Raw genomic sequence first — 14,918 nt, 5'->3', positions numbered from 1 at the left:
TGCTCCTAGTGGACGACGGCGTCGCGCAGCGGGACCGAGCTGTCGGCGAGGCGGGCCGGGTCGATCCGTGTGCGTGACGCGATGAACTTCTTGCCCGCCATGAACTCGGCGGGGGAGTTTGCCGATTCGACGGCGGTGATCGTGCCGCCGTGGTGGTGGAACAGGGCGAACCGGCCGGCCGCGGGGTCTCCGCGCACGACCGTGTGCGGCGTGGGCGGGACCAGGCCGGCGATCTTGAGCTTGAGGTCGAACTGGTCGGACCAGAACCAGGGCACCTCGGCCGCGACCGGTGCCGCTCCGGTGATGGTGGCGACGGCCTGCTTGGCCTGCTCGGTCGCGCTCGGGATGCTTTCCAGGCGCACCAGCGCGCCGGTGCCCAGCGGCCGCCGGGTGACGTCGCCGATCGCGAGGATGCGCGGGTCACTGGTGCGGGCGTGCTCGTCGACGACGATACCCTGCGCGCACACCAGTCCCGCGTCCACGGCGAGCCGGTCGCGGGGCACGGCTCCGACGCCGATCAGTACCGCCTCGCACGGGATCTGCGTCCCGTCCTCGAGCACCACTGCCCGCACCCGCCCGTCGGCGCCGTCGATCCGGGTGACCTCGGCCCCGTTGAGGATGTGCGTGCCTTGCTCCCGGTGGTGGGCGGCCAGTATCTCCGACAGCCGGGCGCTCGCGACGCGGCCGAGCACGCGCTCCTCGCGTTCGACGACGGTGACGGCGACACCGCAGGACCGCGCGACGGCGGCGACCTCGAGTCCGATGTAGCCGCCGCCGACGATGACCAGAGCGCGCCGTTCTTCGACGCACTTGCGCAGGATCCGGGCGTCAGACAGGGTCCGCAGCGACACGACACCCGAGAGCTCCGCCCCGGGCACCGGCAGCGCCCGGGGTTCGGCTCCGGTCGCCAGGACGAGGTGGTCGTAGCTGTGGAAGTCGCCAGAGCCGGTGCGCACGCGGCGGCCGTCCCGGTCGATCCCCACGACGTGCTCGCCCAGCCGGACCGTGATGTCCTGCTCGCGGTAGAACTCCGCCGGCCGCAGCCACTGCTCCAGATCGCCTTCGGCGAACTTCTTCGACAGCGGCGGCCGGTGGTAGGGCAGGTCCACCTCGTCGCCGAAGAGCTCGACCGGGCCCCGGTGGCCGGCCTGCCGCAGCAGGCCGGCCAGGGTGGCGCCGGCGTGACCGGCGCCGACGACCAGCACGCGGGTCACTTCAGCTCCAGGCGCACGGGCAGCTTCCTGAGCCCGCCGACGAAGTTGGTCATCACCGACTTGCGCTCGCCGGTCACCTGGACGCTCTCGATCAGCGGCAGCAGCTCCTCGAACATGATCCGCAGTTCGAGCTTGGCCAGGTGCTGGCCGATGCACATGTGCGGCCCGTAGCCGAACGCGATGTGCTTGTTGGGCTTGCGGTCCAGCCGGAAGGTGTCCGGCTCGTCGAACACGTCGGTGTCCCGGTTGGCCGACTGGTACAGCAGCATGAACCGGTCGCCCGTGCGGATCTGCTGCCCGCGCAGCACGTAGTCCTGCGTGGCCTGGCGGGTGAACTGCTTGACCGGCGAGACCCACCGCAGGCCCTCGTTGACCAGGTCCGGGATCAGCGCGGGGTTCTCCCGCACCTTCGCGAGCTGGTCGGGGAACTGGGCCAGTGCCTCGATGGTGCCTGCCATCGTGCTGGAGGTGGTGTCGTGGCCCGCGGTCGCGATCGCGATGAACCAGCCGTAGGCGAACTCCTTGCGGTAGTACTCGCCATTCGAGTCCTTGGCCTGCGCGATGATCGTCGCCAGGTCGTCGCGCGGGTTCGCGCGCCGGTCCTCGACCAGCTTGTCGAAGTAGGCGTAGAAGTCCTGGATCGCGGCCGACCACTGCTGTGCCGCGGCCTCCGGGGTCAGTGGCTCGACGTCCGCGCGCTGGGCGTCCGGGTCTGCGGTGCCGAAGAACTCCTGCGTCAACGTCATCATGCGGGGCTCGTCGGACTCCGGGACGCCGAACAGGCTCATGATCACGTGCAGCGGGTAGTAGAGCGCGAACTGCTGGACGAAGTCGATGTCGTTGGTCCCGCTACGCAGGTACTTGGCGATCGCCTCCTTCGCCAGCGCCCGGATCGTGTCCTCCCACTTCTTGAGGTTCGCGGGACGGAACCAGTCGTTGGCGATGTCCTTGATCTCGGTGTGCTCGGGCGGGTCCAGGTAGGTCAGCGTGTCCAGGATCCGCAGACTGCCGCCGGTGAGCTGCTTGGTGAAGGCGTCGCCGGCCTGGTTCTGCAGGATCGGGTTGTGCGAGCCGGGCCTGTCGCCACCGCCGCTGGTGAACACGTGCGGCTGGCGCTCGATCTCCATGATGTCGGCGTGCTTGGTCACCAGCCAGACCGGGTCGTAGCCCTCGACCTCGGCCTTGCCGAGGGGGTTGTTCTCCCGCAGCCACCGGTAGGCGTCGAACAGCGGCCCGTCGTGGCGGTGGCCCTCCGGCAGCACGACCTGGCGGGCGATCTCGTCCGGGATCGGGCGGGTGGACAGCTCGGGCGTGGTGGTCATGAAGTTCCCTCCGGGATGACGGCGTCATTGCGCGTTCTGGTCCAATCTTTGGGCCAACACGACGTGTCGTGCATCACCCCGGAGGAAGAGATTTCTCTCCCCGGATCTCTCCCGGCCGCCGCCGGGTGTGGTCTACCGGTGCCGCTGCATCAGCTCGTGGTAGCGCGCCGTCGCCTCAGCGCGGTTGGCGACGCCGAGCTTGCGCAGCACGTTCTTGACGTGCGTCTTCACGGTGCCGGGCGCGACGAACAGCGCGGCGGCGATCTGGCTGTTGCTCTCGCCGAGCACCAGGTGCCGCAAGACGTCCAGCTCGCGGCGGGTGAGTTCGGCGAAGGGGCCTTCGTAGCGGCCGAGGGGGTCGGCCTGCCGGGGTGGCTCCGGCTGACGCGTGGGCGCGGGGGGATATCCGTCGAGCAGGTCGTCGACCACGCGTGCCTGCTCCCGCATGCGTTCCCGCATCAGTCCCAGCTGCTCGGAGAACACGACCCGCTCGAACACGCAGCCCAGCCCCTCGGCGAACAGCCCGAGCAGCCGCAGGTCGAACTCGTCGACGTGGTCGTGCTCGACGTGCTGGTCGGCGTGCACGAGGCCGACCACCTCGCCGCGGCCGACGAGCGGGGCGACCACGTAGTCCAGCGTGCGGGCCAGGTTGATCAGCCGGTGGTGCACGCGCGGATTGTGCTGGGCGTCCTCGACCAGCACCGGGGCCCGGGTGCGTACCACCTCGGTCTCCGGCAGCTCGCGGCCGATCTGGCCGGGCACGGCCGTCCCGATGCGCACCAGGTCCTCGGCGAGCTGTGGGTCGGCGTAGGCGTAAGCCGAGCGTGGGCTCCACGTCGGGCCCGACAGGCGGGAGAACAACGCGCGCCGGTACCCGAGGCGGTGCAGCTCGGCCGGCACCTGCTGGGCGAGCTCCTGCAGGGTGTTCGCGGCCCGCAGCCGGGCCAGGCAGTGGTGCAGGTCGGCCATGGCGGCGGTGCGCACGGCGAGCCTGCTGTCCCGGACCGCCGCCAGCGCACCACCGACCTGCGCCAGCAGCGCGGCGAGCCGGGCCGCGTCCTTGCTGCTGCCGGCCGCCAGCTCCCGGACGACCACGTGTTCGGCGGCGCGCAGGGCCGCCTCGGCGGACACCAGGTCGCGGGTCGCCGCGTGCGTGGCGAGGTCCGGTTCGCCGGTCAGCGCCGCCACCGCGCGCAGGATCTCCCGTATCCGGCGCACCAGCTCGTCGGCCGGTTCGAGGGTCACGCGGACGGGACCGGACGGAACACCAGTGTTCACAGCGGTCTCCTCGCTCGTCTCTCCAGGGCGGCGCACTGCTCTGTTCGGCCGATTGTCACCCCTGTGTGCGCGCCGACGACACCAAGGCCGGGATATTCCTCTCCAAAGGGAGAGAGGAATACCACTCATGGGGGTGGCAGCGAGCGGATCGCGAGCCTTCTCAGGTCGACAGCGGGGTCCGCCAGGTCACGAGCGCTCACGATCGCGCCACCGGCGATGAGTCTCCGGGCGGCACGCAGCGCCTTGCCCTCGTCGATCGCGGCGCATCCCACCAGGCGGCTGTCCTCGTCGAGGCGGAAGGCCAGGTGTTCCCCGCGCAGGACGGTCGAACCGGGAGCGGCCATGGAGCCCGTGGCCTCGACGTGCACCCCGTAGCGGTCCGACCAGAACCACGCCGGCGGCCGCTCCGGCAGCGGGAGCCCGAGCAGGGATCGCGCGACCGCGGTGCCGTCGTGCAGCGCGGACTCCCAATGCTCGCCTCGTCGCACCAGGGTGCCGTCGGGCAGGCGGGTGCGCGCGAGGTCGCCGGCCGCGTAGACGGCCGGATTGCTCGTCCTGCCGTCCGGTCCGACCACCACACCGCCGGCGACCGGCAATCCGGCGGAGGCGGCGAGTGTGGTGTCCACATCGAGGCCGATCGCGGCCAGCACGACGTCGGCCTCCAGCGTCAGGAACGTCCCGTGTGCCCGTTCGACCTCCACCGAGCGGATGGTGCTGCGCACCGGTTTCCCGCGCACGACGCGGACACCTCGCTCCTCGTGCATGCGGTGCAGCACCTCGGCGATCTCGGGTCCCAGTGCGGGGACCAGGGGAACCGGCACGGGGTCCACCAGCGTGACCGCCACCCCGGCCGCCGACGCGGTCGAAGCGACCTCGGCGCCGATCAGCCCGGCCCCCACGATCACGAGCCGTGCTCCGGGCCGGAGGTGGGCCCGCAGACTGTCGGCGTCGGCCCGGTCGCGCAGCACCGGGACGGAGCAGGCGCCCGGCAACCGCCGGGCTGTGCCGCCCGTCGCGAGGACCACCGCGTCGGAAGCGATCTCGCCGCCGTGGGCCAGCAGCACAGTTCCGGAGCCGGGGGACAACTTCGCGACGCTGTCCTCGATCACTTCCACGGCGTTGTCGGCATACCACTGCTCCGGCGCGAGCCGGATGGCCTCGGCGGTGACGGCACCGGCGAGGTAGCCCTTGCTCAGCGGCGGCCGGTCGTAGGGAACGCCCTCCGGATCGACGATCCGGACGGTTCCCTCGAAGCCGTTCGCCCGCAGTTCCCGCGCGACGGTGAAGCCGGCGAGGCCGCCCCCGGCCACGGTGACCGAACGCACCGGATGTCCGGCGGTCATGGTGTTCTCCGTTCCCGGGTCACAGCATTGAGCTCCCCCCGTTGACGCTGATGGTCTGGCCGGTGATGTAGGCAGCCTCCGCGGACGCGACGAACGCGACCGCGGCGGCGACCTCGGCCACGGTTCCCGGGCGGCCCATCGGGATGGTGGCCCGGATCTGGTCGAAGAACCCCGTCAGGTCGCGGCGCTCGGCTTCCGGGGCGGCCGCGACCCGGGCGTCCGCCTCGGGTGTGGCGATCCACGCCGGGGCCACGGTGTTGACCGTGATGCCGTGTGCGGCGTACTCCCGCGCGAGCCCGGTGGTGAGCCCGTGCACCCCGCCTTTCGCGGCGTTGTAGACCGCGTGCCGGTACAGCCCGTTGCGCACCGACTCGGCGCCGATGTTCACGATCCGCCCGTACCCGGCCGCGGTCATCACCGGCAACGCGGCCAGCGTGCAGTGCAGCGTGGTCCAGAGATTGCGGTCGATGGTGGCGTGCAGCGTCTCCTCGGTGTGCTCGGGCGTGGGCAGAATGACCCCGCCACCCGCGCAGTTCACCAGCACGTCGAGACGGTCCGCCGCCCCGATCAGTGCCTCGGCGTCCGCGCGGCGGCTCAGATCACCCGCCACGTACTTCGCGCCGAGCTTGCCCGCGGCCGCGGACAGCCGGCCTTCGTCGACGTCACCCAGCACCAGCGTCGCGCCCTCCTCGGCCAGGCGTTGCGCGATGCCGAAACCGATCGGGCCGGCGCCACCGGTGACCACCGCGACGCGGCCCGCGAACCGGGCGGTCATCACGCCTCCCCGGTCAGCACGTAGACCTTGCCGTCCTCGACGACCGTGGCGTAGCTGCGCAGGTTGACCACCGCGGGGAAGCACAGCGCCTTCCCGTCGCGTACGTCGAAGCGGGCGTTGTGGAGCGTGCAGGTGATCTCGAACCCGTCGAGGTCACCTTCTTCGCCCAGCGACCACCTCTCGTGCGTGCACGTGTCGGAGGTCGCGTAGAACTCGCCGTCCACGCGGTGGACCGCGATCGCCTCGCCGTTCCCGTCGACCGTCATCGTGTCCCCGTCGTCGAGGTCCTCGACCGCGCAGGCCGGAATCCGTTGCGGTACATGGTTCATGGCGTTCCCTTTCACAGGACGAACGAGATCTTCCCCTGCGGGTCCAGGCAGTCGTGCGCGAGCACGGCCTTCTTCCGCCGGATCTTCAGCCCGGGCACCAGTTCGTAGAAGTAGTGGCCCGCGTACTGGTCGAACTTGCCTGCCTTCATGCGGGACACCAGGAAACTCGCCGACACCTCCAGCGAGTCCTCGCGCTGCTCCAGGATCCGGACGTTGCCGATGATGCGGCTGGTCCGCGAGTGCGGGAACTCGGCGTGCGCCTCGGGTTTCTTCAGCCGGATGACGCGCTGTTCCAGCATCGTGCGCCGGTCGTGGATCAGTGACCAGCTCAGGGCCGGATCGGCCTCCGGTGCGTCGGTGGCCGGCACCTCGTAGGTGCAGTCGAGGGTGAACAGCTCCACCCATTCCTCCAGGCGCCACTCGTCGAGCAGAGATGCCTCCAGGTAGAGGAAGTCCTCGATCTCGGTGCGGGTGGACGTGGTCATGTCAGGCTCCCTGGGGTTGCTGGACGGGCACGTCGAAGGGGATGAACTCCTCGACCTCGCGCGGCAGCGGTTCACCGGTCATCACGGCATTCCACTGCCGCCACCACGCGCGCATCTGCAACTCGTCGTTGGCCGCGGGCCGGGCCTTGCCCATGCCCTTGGAGATGTCCGACCACGGCATCTCCCGCCGCGCGCCGAACCCACGCTGTGCCTGCTCCAGCGCTTCGACGTCGTCCGGGGTCGCCAGGCCGGCCGGGCCCCAGAAGGTCAGCGCGTTGTCGATCCGGTACCGCAACGACTCCTCGTCCAGACCGCGTGGCGTGAGCTGCCAGCTCGACACCTGGGTGCGGTCCGGGCCCAGCGGCGTGATCGTGCGCAGGATCATCCCGAAGTTCAGGTCGATGAGCACGAAGTTCGGGAAGAAGATGGTGTTGCGGGCCAAATCGAACACGGCGGTCGCGTAGGACTCGCCGAACCGCTCCACCGCGCGCGAGCGTAGGGCCGCCAGGTTGTGGGTGACTGCTTCGTTCGCCAGTGGCAGCCCGTTGCCCGGGTACATCAGCGTCGCGTGACCGTTGCCGAACTCCGTGCCCAGGCCCGCCGGCGGCACCCCGTTGGTGTCCGAGTCGCCCAGCATCGGCGGCGTCTGGCCCAGCTCCATCATCATCTCGAAGTAGGTGTGGTGCACAGACTTCGCGTGGTAGCCGTCCACGCTGTTCTCGACCAGCAGCTTCCAGTTGGCCTGCAGCGTGTAGCTGTGCGTACCGGGCAGGATCTCGATGCCGTCCTCGGACTGGTCCACGGCCAGGTCCAGCAGGTAGGCCGAAGTCCCCAGCCACGTCCGCAGATCCGGTGCGTCGCCGGAGAAGTTGACGAAGTAGAAGCCGCGGTACGACTCCACCCGCGGCGCGGGCAGGGTGCGGTAGACGTCGGTCGGGGCGCCGGCGTAGTCCTCGACCGAGGGCACGTTCACGAGTTCACCCGAGTTGCGGTAAGCCCACCCGTGGTAGAAGCAGGTGAAGATCTTGGCGTTGCCCGCCGGGTGGCGGCACAGCGACGCGCCGCGGTGCAGGCAGGTGTTGAGCAGCACGCGCACCTCTCCGTGCCGGTCACGCGTGAAGATGACCGGACGGCCGCCGACGTCTCGCGTGCGGAAGTCGTTGCGGCGGGGCAGTTCCGACTCGTGCCCGGCATACAGCCAGGCCGGACCGAAGATCAGCTCGCGCTCCCGCTCGAAGATCTCGGGCGAGGTGAACACCTCGCGGTGGACCTGGAAGAGCGAGTCTTCCCGGTTGTCGATGACGAAGGGCTCAGGCATGAGTGACGAGGCTAGGAAGCGGTTCCGGCGCCGTGGGCAGCCGTTCCGGCCGCTGGAACCGCTGCCGCGGCGGGCTTTCCGGCGCGGTTACCGTCCGGCGATGCGAATCGTCGACCACCAGGGCACCGACGGCCCGGACAAGATCCTGCACGTCCGCGCCGTCGGGTGCGACGTGAACATCATCGTGGGCACCCACGACCCCCACGGGGTTCCGTTCACGACCGTCGAGGTCCTGCCGCACGAACCCGACGACGACGGCGTGAACTGGCTCCACCTCGGTACCGCCAGCGTCGTGGTCATGCCCGTCCCGCACGCCACCACCCTCGACGGAGAGGCACGACGATGAGCCAGTTCCTCGGCATCGGGATGACGCACTACCCGCTGCTCGCCGGCACCGACGAGCACATGGCGGGCCTGCTGCGGTGGACCCTGGCCGACCCCGGAATCCCCGACCGCGAGAAGGACCCCGCACACTGGCCCGCGACCATGCGCGAGGAATGGGGGGACGACCAGGGCCGTTCCGCTGCTGCCGGGCACCGGGCGAAGCTGCTGGCCGGGCTCGCCCGCTGCCGCGAGGCACTCGACGAGTTCGCTCCCGACGTCGTCGTCGTGTGGGGCGACGACCAGTACGAGAACTTCCGCGAGGAGGTCGTTCCGCCGTTCTGCGTGCTCGCCTACGACGACCTCGAGGTACCGGCCTTCGAGGTGATGAACGAGCGCGGCAGCCCCAACGCCTGGGGGCTACCGGAGGACTTCCGCATCACCCTCCGCGGCGACGCGGCGACGGCGCGGGAACTGACCGACGGTCTGGTCCACGACGGCGTCGACATGGCCTACTCCTACCGCAAACGAGAGGGCGCGCACTTCCCGCACGCCATCCTCAACACGCAGCTCTTCCTGGACTACGACCACGCCGGGGCGCGGTTCCCGTACCCGCTGCTGCCGGTCACCGTGAACTGCTACGGGCAGCACGCGATCGCCCGCAAGGGCGGTCTCGCCCGGTTCGCCGACATCGCCGACGAGAAGCCCGACCCCTCCGGGCCCAGCCCGGCCCGCTGCATGGAGGTGGGCGCGGCCATCGCCCGGCACTTCGCCCACCGCGACCAGCGAGTCGCGTTCGTGGCCTCGTCCAGCTGGTCACACGCCTTCCTCACCGACGCACTGTGGCACATCCGCCCGGACACCGATGCCGACGAGCGGCTCTACCGGCTGATGACGGGGGAACGCTACGACGAGCTGGCCGCGGTCACCGGCCGGCAGGTCGTCGAGGCCGGGCAGCACGAAATCCTGAACTGGTTCTGCCTCTTCGGTGCGGTGCGCGAAGTCGGCCTGGAACTCCGGTGGTCCACGCTGGTGGCCACCGACGTCTTCAACTCCAACAAACCTTTCGCGGTCTACCGCTGATCAGACCGTTCCGGGGAACCAGTGCTCATGCCCCTGCGCGAGCACTTTCCGGTTGTCGCGCGCGATCCGGTCTGCCGTGACCCGCACGGCGTCCCGCAGCGCCCGGTCCACCGTCGCGTCCCGGGCGGCGGTGGACACCGACACCGCGCCCACCGCGCGACCGCGGATCAGGATCGGCGCGGCCACGCACGTGACGTCCCGATGTGACTCGCCGCGCGCGGTGGCGACCTGGCTGCGGCGCACCCGGCTCAGCTCGGCGGCGAAGTCGGCTGGGTCGATGATCGTGTTCGGCGCCAGCGCGGCCATCGGTTCGGCCAGTGCGGCCTCGACCTCTTCCTCAGGCACGTGTGCCAGCAACACCTTGCCCAGCGCGGTCGCGTGCGCCGGCAGATCGGTGCCGGGAGCGGCCGAAGGAAGATCGTGACCAGGCACCATCAACCGCTCCACGAACACCACCCGGGCGCCGCGCAGTGCCCCGAGGTGCACGTGGCGGTGTGACCAGTGGTGCAGTGCCCCGAGGTGGGGCAGCGCCGACTGCCGCAGGCTTTCGATCGGCATCGCCGAGGCGAGGCGGCGCATCGGCAGCCCGACCTTGAACCCCGCGCCGTGCGGCTCGAGCACACCCAGCGCGGTCAGCCTGCCGAGCAGCCGGTGGACGGTGGACTTCGGAAGCCCGCTGCTGTGCGCGATCTCGGTCAGCGTCAGCACCCGGAGCTCGGGGCCGAACGCCCCGAGTACGTCGAACGCCTTGGACAGAATCGACCCGGGCGAGGACGGCTCCTGCTGCTCCATCGTGGTCACGGCGCACCTCCTCGTGCGTGCTCGGCAGCGAGCACGAGCCGTTCTCCTGGCTGGAACCGCTCCGAGTCTAATTCGGCACCACCGCGGGAGGTGCACGGTTCCGGCCACTGAAACTCCCGCCACGCCGTCCGTCGCGGGTGTTTAACGTCCGGCCCATGCCCCCAGTCACGGCGGTCGACGTGCACGCGCACTACCTCGGCACCGACGCGAACTTCCCCGGCGCACCCCGCCTCGACGCCGAGCACGGACGGATCCTGCGCGGCGACGAGGTGTTCCGGCGCGTCCAGCCGATGCTGTGGGACGTGCCGCTCCGCCTCGCGGAGATGGACCGCGCCGGGATCTCACACCAGGTCGTGTCACCGGTGCCGGTCACGATGGAGCACGCTTGCGCGCCGGGGACCGATTCGGCCTACGCCCGGGTGATGAACGATTCGATCGCCGCGGCGTGCGCGTCCTCCGGCGGCCGGCTGCTCGGACTCGGTTGCCTGCCGCTGCATGACGTCGACGCGGCGGTCGCCGAGCTCGCGAGGTGCCGGCGGATCGGGCTGCGCGGCGTCGAGATCGGCACGCGGGTCAGCGACCTGGACCTCGACGCGCCCGCGCTGAACGACTTCTGGGCGGCGTGCGACGCCACCGGGTCGGCGGTGTTCGTGCACCCCGTCGAGGGCGGCCGTGGTGTGCTGCGCCGGGCCGGCGCGCCGTACGACCTCGGGCTCGGCATGCTGACCGACACCGCGATCGCCGCGGCGGCGCTGGTGTTCGGGGGGGTGCTGGACCGGTATGAGCGCCTCCGGGTGGGGTTGGCACACGGTTGCGGCTCGTTCCCGTGGGCCTATCCGCGGCTGCGGCTCGCCGCCGGTCTCACGAGTGACCGCGACCCCGCCGACTCGGACCGGCACGTGCGCCGCCTCTACGCCGACACCCTGGTGTTCGACGACGAGCACCTGCGGCTGCTCGTCCACCGGTTCGGAGCGCAGCGGCTGCTGCTGGGCAGCGACGCCCCGTTCTTCCCCGGCCAGATGACCAGATCGATGAGGTCGGCCGAGGCTCTGCCCGAACCCGGCCTCCTGGCCCGCAACGCCCTGGACTTCCTGGGCCTGGCGGACGTGATCGTGAACGAAGGAGAGCACATCCATGACCCTGACCAGTGAGCACCTCGTCGAGGTGCCGGGCATGGCGAGCCGCTGGGTGCGGCTGGCCAACGGCGCCCGCGCGCACTACATGACGTCCGGCGACACCGGGCCCGCGGTGATCCTCCTGCACGGGGGCTTGCCCGGCTCCTCGGGCCTGGCCGGCTGGCGGTTCATGGCGCCCTACCTCGGCGCGCGGGGCTTTCGCGTCTACTGCCCCGATATGCCGGCGTTCGGCCTGTCCGACACCCGCCCCGAATACTGGCCCCGCGGGATGGAGGACTTCGTCGACTTCATCCACGCCTTCGCCGACGCGCTCTGCCTGGATCGTTTCCACCTCGCGGGCAACTCGATGGGGTGCATGAACACGGTCAACTACACCGTCGCGCACCCCGACCGGGTGCTCAGCTTCGCGCTCGTCGCCGGCGACATCGGCGACCTCGTGCCCGAAGACGTCCAGCCGCCGAAGGGCCAGTTCCACCTGACCGCCTATGACGGCACCCGCGAGGGCATGCGCTCCATGATGGAGGCGATCGTCCATCGCACCGAGGCCGTGAGCGACGACCTGGTGGAGATGCGGTACCTCTCGGCCTGCGCGCGAATGGAGGCCCACCGCAGGTTCTGGCCGACGTTGCTGCAGTACCGGCACATCACCCCGTGGACCGACCAGAACCGCGCCGCGAGGCTGTCGACGAAGGGCCGTCTGGACCGGCTCGACATCCCCGGGATCTACCTCTACGGCCGCCAGGACGTCCTGACCCCCGTCGACTGGGGTCACGTGCAGGAGGACCACCTGCCCGGCGTCCAGTTCTTCTACCCCGACGACTGCGGGCACCAGGGCCAGACCGACCGGCCGGACCTGTTCAACCCCGTGTTCGCCGAGTTCTTCGCCTACGGAACCGTGTCCGGCGAGCTGGCGGACAAGGCGGGCGTGTCCACCCGGCGCCCCGAGTTGCCGTTGGTGAAGCGCGGCTGAAGCACGAGACAGGCGAGGCAGTTGCCCGGCCGAAGTGAGACATGGGTCGCAGTAGCGAGGACATCCAATAGTCGGACCACCTAACATTCCCGTTGTTGTCCCATCCGACGGAGGTTGGATCCTTGACAGACATCGAAAAGGTCGCCGTGGTCGGTGGCGGGCTGATGGGGGCCGGGATCGCGGAGGTGTGCGCGCGGGCCGGGTTGGACGTCCTCGTTGCGGAGGTGGGCACGGATGCCCTGGACCGGGCCAGGGCACGCATCAGCGGTTCGCTCGAGCGCGCGGTGGCGAAGGCGAAGCTCACCGCCGAAGAAGGGGCGGACGCGGAAACGCGGTTGAGCTACACGGCCGATATCGGCGACTGCGCGGATCGCGATCTGGTGATCGAGGCCGTGGCGGAGGACGAGGCGGTCAAGACCGACGTGTTCGCCCGGCTGGACAAGGTCGTCGCACGCCCGGACGCGATCCTGGCCTCGAACACCTCCTCGATCCCGATCATGAAGCTGGCGATGGCGACCGGGCGCGCCGGGCAGGTGGTGGGCATCCACTTCTTCAACCCGGTGCCGGTGCTGCCGCTGGTCGAGTTGGTCCCCTCGCTGCTCACGTCGAACGAGACCACGGAGCGGGCGGCGGACTTCGCGACCGGGACGCTGGGCAAGACGGTGGTGCACGCGCGGGATCGAGCCGGTTTCGTCGTAAATGCGCTGCTGGTCCCGTACCTGCTGTCGGCGATCCGGATGCTGGAGTCCGGGTTCGCCGCGGCCGAGGACATCGACGCCGGGATGGTGCACGGGTGTGCCCACCCGATGGGGCCACTGCGCCTGGCCGACCTCATCGGCCTGGACACGACCAGGGCGATCGCCGACTCGATGTACGCCGAGTTCAAGGAGCCGCTCTACGCGCCCCCGCCGCTGCTGCTGCGGATGGTCGACGCCGGGCTGTACGGCAAGAAGTCGGGCCGCGGGTTTTACGACTACGGAAAGGACGCCTGATGTACTCCCTTCCCGAGGAGCACCAGGAGTTGCGTGCCGCGGTGCGTGCGCTGGCGGAGAAGGAGATCGCTCCGCACGCGGCTGATGTGGACGAGCGGGAGCGTTACCCGTCCGAGGCGCGGGACGCGCTGGTCAAGGCCGGTTTCCACGCGGTGCACGTTCCGGAGGAGTACGAGGGTCAGGGTGCGGACGCGGTCGCGGCGTGCATCGTGATCGAGGAGGTCGCGCGGGTGGACGCGTCGGCGTCGTTGATTCCGGCGGTGAACAAGCTGGGTACGCAGCCGATCATCCTCTCGGCGTCGGATGCGGTGAAGAAGCTGGTGTTGCCGGATATCGCGGCCGGGGCGTCGGCCTCGTACGGGCTCTCGGAGCGCGAGGCGGGTTCGGACACCGCGTCGATGCGTACCCGGGCCCGGCTCGAGGGTGATGTGTGGGTTCTCAACGGCACCAAGGCGTGGATCACCAACGCGGGGGAGTCCACCTGGTACACCGTGATGGCGGTGACCGATCCGGACGCGGCGAAGAAGTCGAAGGGTATCTCGGCGTTCGCGGTGCACAAGGATGATCCGGGCTTTTCGGTGGGGCCGAAGGAGCGCAAGCTCGGTATCAAGGGTTCGCCGACGCGGGAGATCTACTTCGAGGACTGCACGATCCCGGTGGACCGGATCATCGGTGAGCCCGGCACCGGTCTGAAGACGGCGTTGCGCACGCTGGACCACACGCGCCCGACGATCGGGGCGCAGGCACTGGGCATCGCCCAGGGTGCGCTGGAGGCGGCGGTGGCGTATGTGAAGGACCGCAGGCAGTTCGGCACGGCCGTCGCGGAGTTTCAGGGCGTGCAGTTCATGCTGGCCGATATGGGTATGAAGATCGAGGCGGCACGGCACCTGGTGTACGCCTCCGCGGCGGCGACCGAGCGCGGTGACTCGCGGGCGGGTTTCATGGCGTCGGCGGCGAAGGCCTACGCGAGCGATGTGGCGATGTCGGTGACCACCGACGCGGTGCAGTTGTTCGGTGGTGCCGGCTACACCCGCGACTTCCCGGTGGAACGCATGATGCGCGACGCGAAGATCACCCAGATCTACGAAGGCACCAACCAGATCCAGCGGATGGTCATGGCAAGAGCACTACTCAAGGGCTGAACCAGCGTCTTTCCGGGTTTTCCGGACCTGAACTGGGCCCGCCGCGGGGCGCACTTCGACTCGGCGGCTGCCTGGTCGGCCGCGCTCAGCGTTTGTCGGACAGCGCATGATGTGTCCAGGGCTCAGGCATCTGCGAACGGGTCGTATCGTCCCGCGGGGGAGTGTCGGGGCTTGGCGGCGGGGGCTGTCAGTGTGCGGGCAGTTTGGGCCAGGCGTCGGTGGCCAGGGTGGTCGCGGTGGTGCAGGCGTCCGAACTGGTGGGCAGGTATGTCGTCAGGCTCACCAGTTCGTCCTCGCCCGCGATCGGTGCCGGACCGAGGTCCGTCCTGATCACGCAGGACGCGGTGTTCGGCTGGGCGGTGAGGGACGGCCTGATCAACGCCGTCGAGAACAACAAGGCCACCCACGT

The 14,918-nt window shown here is 70.1% G+C and carries 16 protein-coding genes; 6 read left to right on the top strand and 10 right to left on the bottom strand.

Features of this window, described 5'->3' with window-relative positions; translation table 11 throughout:
• Positions 1-5: 5 nt before the first annotated feature.
• The 8 genes from LWP59_RS25410 to LWP59_RS25375 form a co-directional block, all read right to left on the bottom strand.
• A complete protein-coding gene (locus tag LWP59_RS25410) occupies positions 6-1,214 on the bottom strand; it encodes an NAD(P)/FAD-dependent oxidoreductase (protein ID WP_229858497.1) in 1,209 nt (402 codons plus the stop codon).
• Positions 1,211-2,536: a cytochrome P450 gene (locus LWP59_RS25405; RefSeq protein ID WP_144633801.1), complete on the bottom strand. Its 1,326-nt coding sequence runs from the start codon at positions 2,534-2,536 to the stop codon at positions 1,211-1,213. Before LWP59_RS25405 ends, LWP59_RS25410 begins: the two co-directional genes overlap by 4 nt.
• Before the next feature lie 132 nt (positions 2,537-2,668).
• Positions 2,669-3,814, bottom strand: coding sequence for a LuxR C-terminal-related transcriptional regulator (locus LWP59_RS25400; RefSeq protein ID WP_186383057.1), 1,146 nt, complete (start codon positions 3,812-3,814; stop codon positions 2,669-2,671).
• Between the two features lie 125 nt (positions 3,815-3,939).
• Positions 3,940-5,157 (bottom strand): NAD(P)/FAD-dependent oxidoreductase, encoded by a 1,218-nt coding sequence (locus tag LWP59_RS25395; RefSeq protein WP_144633807.1) that lies wholly within the window; start codon positions 5,155-5,157, stop codon positions 3,940-3,942.
• 19 nt (positions 5,158-5,176) lie between these two features.
• Positions 5,177-5,932, bottom strand: coding sequence for an SDR family oxidoreductase (locus tag LWP59_RS25390; RefSeq protein WP_144633811.1), 756 nt, complete (start codon positions 5,930-5,932; stop codon positions 5,177-5,179).
• Positions 5,932-6,261 (bottom strand): non-heme iron oxygenase ferredoxin subunit, encoded by a 330-nt coding sequence (locus LWP59_RS25385; protein WP_144633814.1) that lies wholly within the window; start codon positions 6,259-6,261, stop codon positions 5,932-5,934. Before LWP59_RS25385 ends, LWP59_RS25390 begins: the two co-directional genes overlap by 1 nt.
• A gap of 11 nt (positions 6,262-6,272) precedes the next feature.
• Positions 6,273-6,746, bottom strand: coding sequence for an aromatic-ring-hydroxylating dioxygenase subunit beta (locus LWP59_RS25380; RefSeq protein ID WP_144633817.1), 474 nt, complete (start codon positions 6,744-6,746; stop codon positions 6,273-6,275).
• A gap of 1 nt (position 6,747) precedes the next feature.
• On the bottom strand, positions 6,748-8,064 hold the full coding sequence (locus tag LWP59_RS25375; protein WP_144633820.1) for an aromatic ring-hydroxylating oxygenase subunit alpha: 1,317 nt from the start codon (positions 8,062-8,064) through the stop codon (positions 6,748-6,750).
• A gap of 100 nt (positions 8,065-8,164) precedes the next feature.
• Between LWP59_RS25375 and LWP59_RS25370 the strand changes: the two genes are divergently transcribed.
• Together LWP59_RS25370 and LWP59_RS25365 are read left to right on the top strand one after the other, a co-directional pair.
• Complete coding sequence (locus tag LWP59_RS25370; RefSeq protein ID WP_144633823.1) at positions 8,165-8,410, top strand: hypothetical protein; 246 nt, start codon at positions 8,165-8,167, stop codon at positions 8,408-8,410.
• Entirely contained in the window at positions 8,407-9,468 is a 1,062-nt protein-coding gene (locus LWP59_RS25365) for a DODA-type extradiol aromatic ring-opening family dioxygenase (protein WP_144633826.1), read from the top strand. Before LWP59_RS25370 ends, LWP59_RS25365 begins: the two co-directional genes overlap by 4 nt.
• Here LWP59_RS25365 and LWP59_RS25360 read toward each other — a convergent pair whose 3' ends face one another.
• Positions 9,469-10,260, bottom strand: coding sequence for an IclR family transcriptional regulator (locus tag LWP59_RS25360; protein ID WP_229858516.1), 792 nt, complete (start codon positions 10,258-10,260; stop codon positions 9,469-9,471).
• A 164-nt stretch (positions 10,261-10,424) separates the two neighbouring features.
• Here LWP59_RS25360 and LWP59_RS25355 point away from each other — a divergent pair, with 164 nt between their 5' ends.
• From LWP59_RS25355 to LWP59_RS25340, 4 genes are all read left to right on the top strand, one after another.
• The gene (locus LWP59_RS25355; protein WP_144633832.1) at positions 10,425-11,420 is read left to right on the top strand and encodes an amidohydrolase family protein; all 996 of its coding nucleotides are present in this window, start codon (positions 10,425-10,427) and stop codon (positions 11,418-11,420) included.
• Positions 11,404-12,375: an alpha/beta fold hydrolase gene (locus LWP59_RS25350; protein WP_144633835.1), complete on the top strand. Its 972-nt coding sequence runs from the start codon at positions 11,404-11,406 to the stop codon at positions 12,373-12,375. The genes LWP59_RS25355 and LWP59_RS25350 overlap by 17 nt, the downstream gene beginning before the upstream one ends.
• A 122-nt stretch (positions 12,376-12,497) precedes the next feature.
• Entirely contained in the window at positions 12,498-13,367 is an 870-nt protein-coding gene (locus tag LWP59_RS25345; RefSeq protein WP_144633838.1) for a 3-hydroxybutyryl-CoA dehydrogenase, read from the top strand.
• Positions 13,367-14,509, top strand: a complete 1,143-nt coding sequence (locus LWP59_RS25340; RefSeq protein ID WP_144633842.1) for an acyl-CoA dehydrogenase family protein — start codon at positions 13,367-13,369, stop codon at positions 14,507-14,509. Before LWP59_RS25345 ends, LWP59_RS25340 begins: the two co-directional genes overlap by 1 nt.
• A gap of 187 nt (positions 14,510-14,696) precedes the next feature.
• On the opposite strand, the gene LWP59_RS25335 is transcribed toward LWP59_RS25340, so the two are convergent.
• Positions 14,697-14,912 (bottom strand): hypothetical protein, encoded by a 216-nt coding sequence (locus LWP59_RS25335; RefSeq protein ID WP_144633845.1) that lies wholly within the window; start codon positions 14,910-14,912, stop codon positions 14,697-14,699.
• Positions 14,913-14,918 lie beyond the last annotated feature (6 nt).

It is taken from the genome of Amycolatopsis acidiphila (assembly GCF_021391495.1).
In the GTDB taxonomy this organism is placed as follows: domain Bacteria; phylum Actinomycetota; class Actinomycetes; order Mycobacteriales; family Pseudonocardiaceae; genus Amycolatopsis_E; species Amycolatopsis_E acidiphila.
Note: the sequence above shows the minus strand (reverse complement) of the source record. Positions and strands in the feature narration are given on the sequence as shown.

What these genes read in the sequence shown, in the direction of transcription:
- LWP59_RS25395 (WP_144633807.1), bottom strand. Translation starts at nt 5,157, where the DNA reads ATGACCGCCGGACATCCGGTGCGTTCGGTCACCGTGGCCGGGGGCGGC.
- LWP59_RS25350 (WP_144633835.1), top strand. Translation starts at nt 11,404, where the DNA reads ATGACCCTGACCAGTGAGCACCTCGTCGAGGTGCCGGGCATGGCGAGC.
- LWP59_RS25405 (WP_144633801.1), bottom strand. Translation starts at nt 2,536, where the DNA reads ATGACCACCACGCCCGAGCTGTCCACCCGCCCGATCCCGGACGAGATC.
- LWP59_RS25390 (WP_144633811.1), bottom strand. Translation starts at nt 5,932, where the DNA reads ATGACCGCCCGGTTCGCGGGCCGCGTCGCGGTGGTCACCGGTGGCGCC.
- LWP59_RS25385 (WP_144633814.1), bottom strand. Translation starts at nt 6,261, where the DNA reads ATGAACCATGTACCGCAACGGATTCCGGCCTGCGCGGTCGAGGACCTC.
- LWP59_RS25340 (WP_144633842.1), top strand. Translation starts at nt 13,367, where the DNA reads ATGTACTCCCTTCCCGAGGAGCACCAGGAGTTGCGTGCCGCGGTGCGT.
- LWP59_RS25380 (WP_144633817.1), bottom strand. Translation starts at nt 6,746, where the DNA reads ATGACCACGTCCACCCGCACCGAGATCGAGGACTTCCTCTACCTGGAG.
- LWP59_RS25365 (WP_144633826.1), top strand. Translation starts at nt 8,407, where the DNA reads ATGAGCCAGTTCCTCGGCATCGGGATGACGCACTACCCGCTGCTCGCC.
- LWP59_RS25355 (WP_144633832.1), top strand. Translation starts at nt 10,425, where the DNA reads ATGCCCCCAGTCACGGCGGTCGACGTGCACGCGCACTACCTCGGCACC.
- LWP59_RS25375 (WP_144633820.1), bottom strand. Translation starts at nt 8,064, where the DNA reads ATGCCTGAGCCCTTCGTCATCGACAACCGGGAAGACTCGCTCTTCCAG.
- LWP59_RS25360 (WP_229858516.1), bottom strand. Translation starts at nt 10,260, where the DNA reads ATGGAGCAGCAGGAGCCGTCCTCGCCCGGGTCGATTCTGTCCAAGGCG.
- LWP59_RS25370 (WP_144633823.1), top strand. Translation starts at nt 8,165, where the DNA reads ATGCGAATCGTCGACCACCAGGGCACCGACGGCCCGGACAAGATCCTG.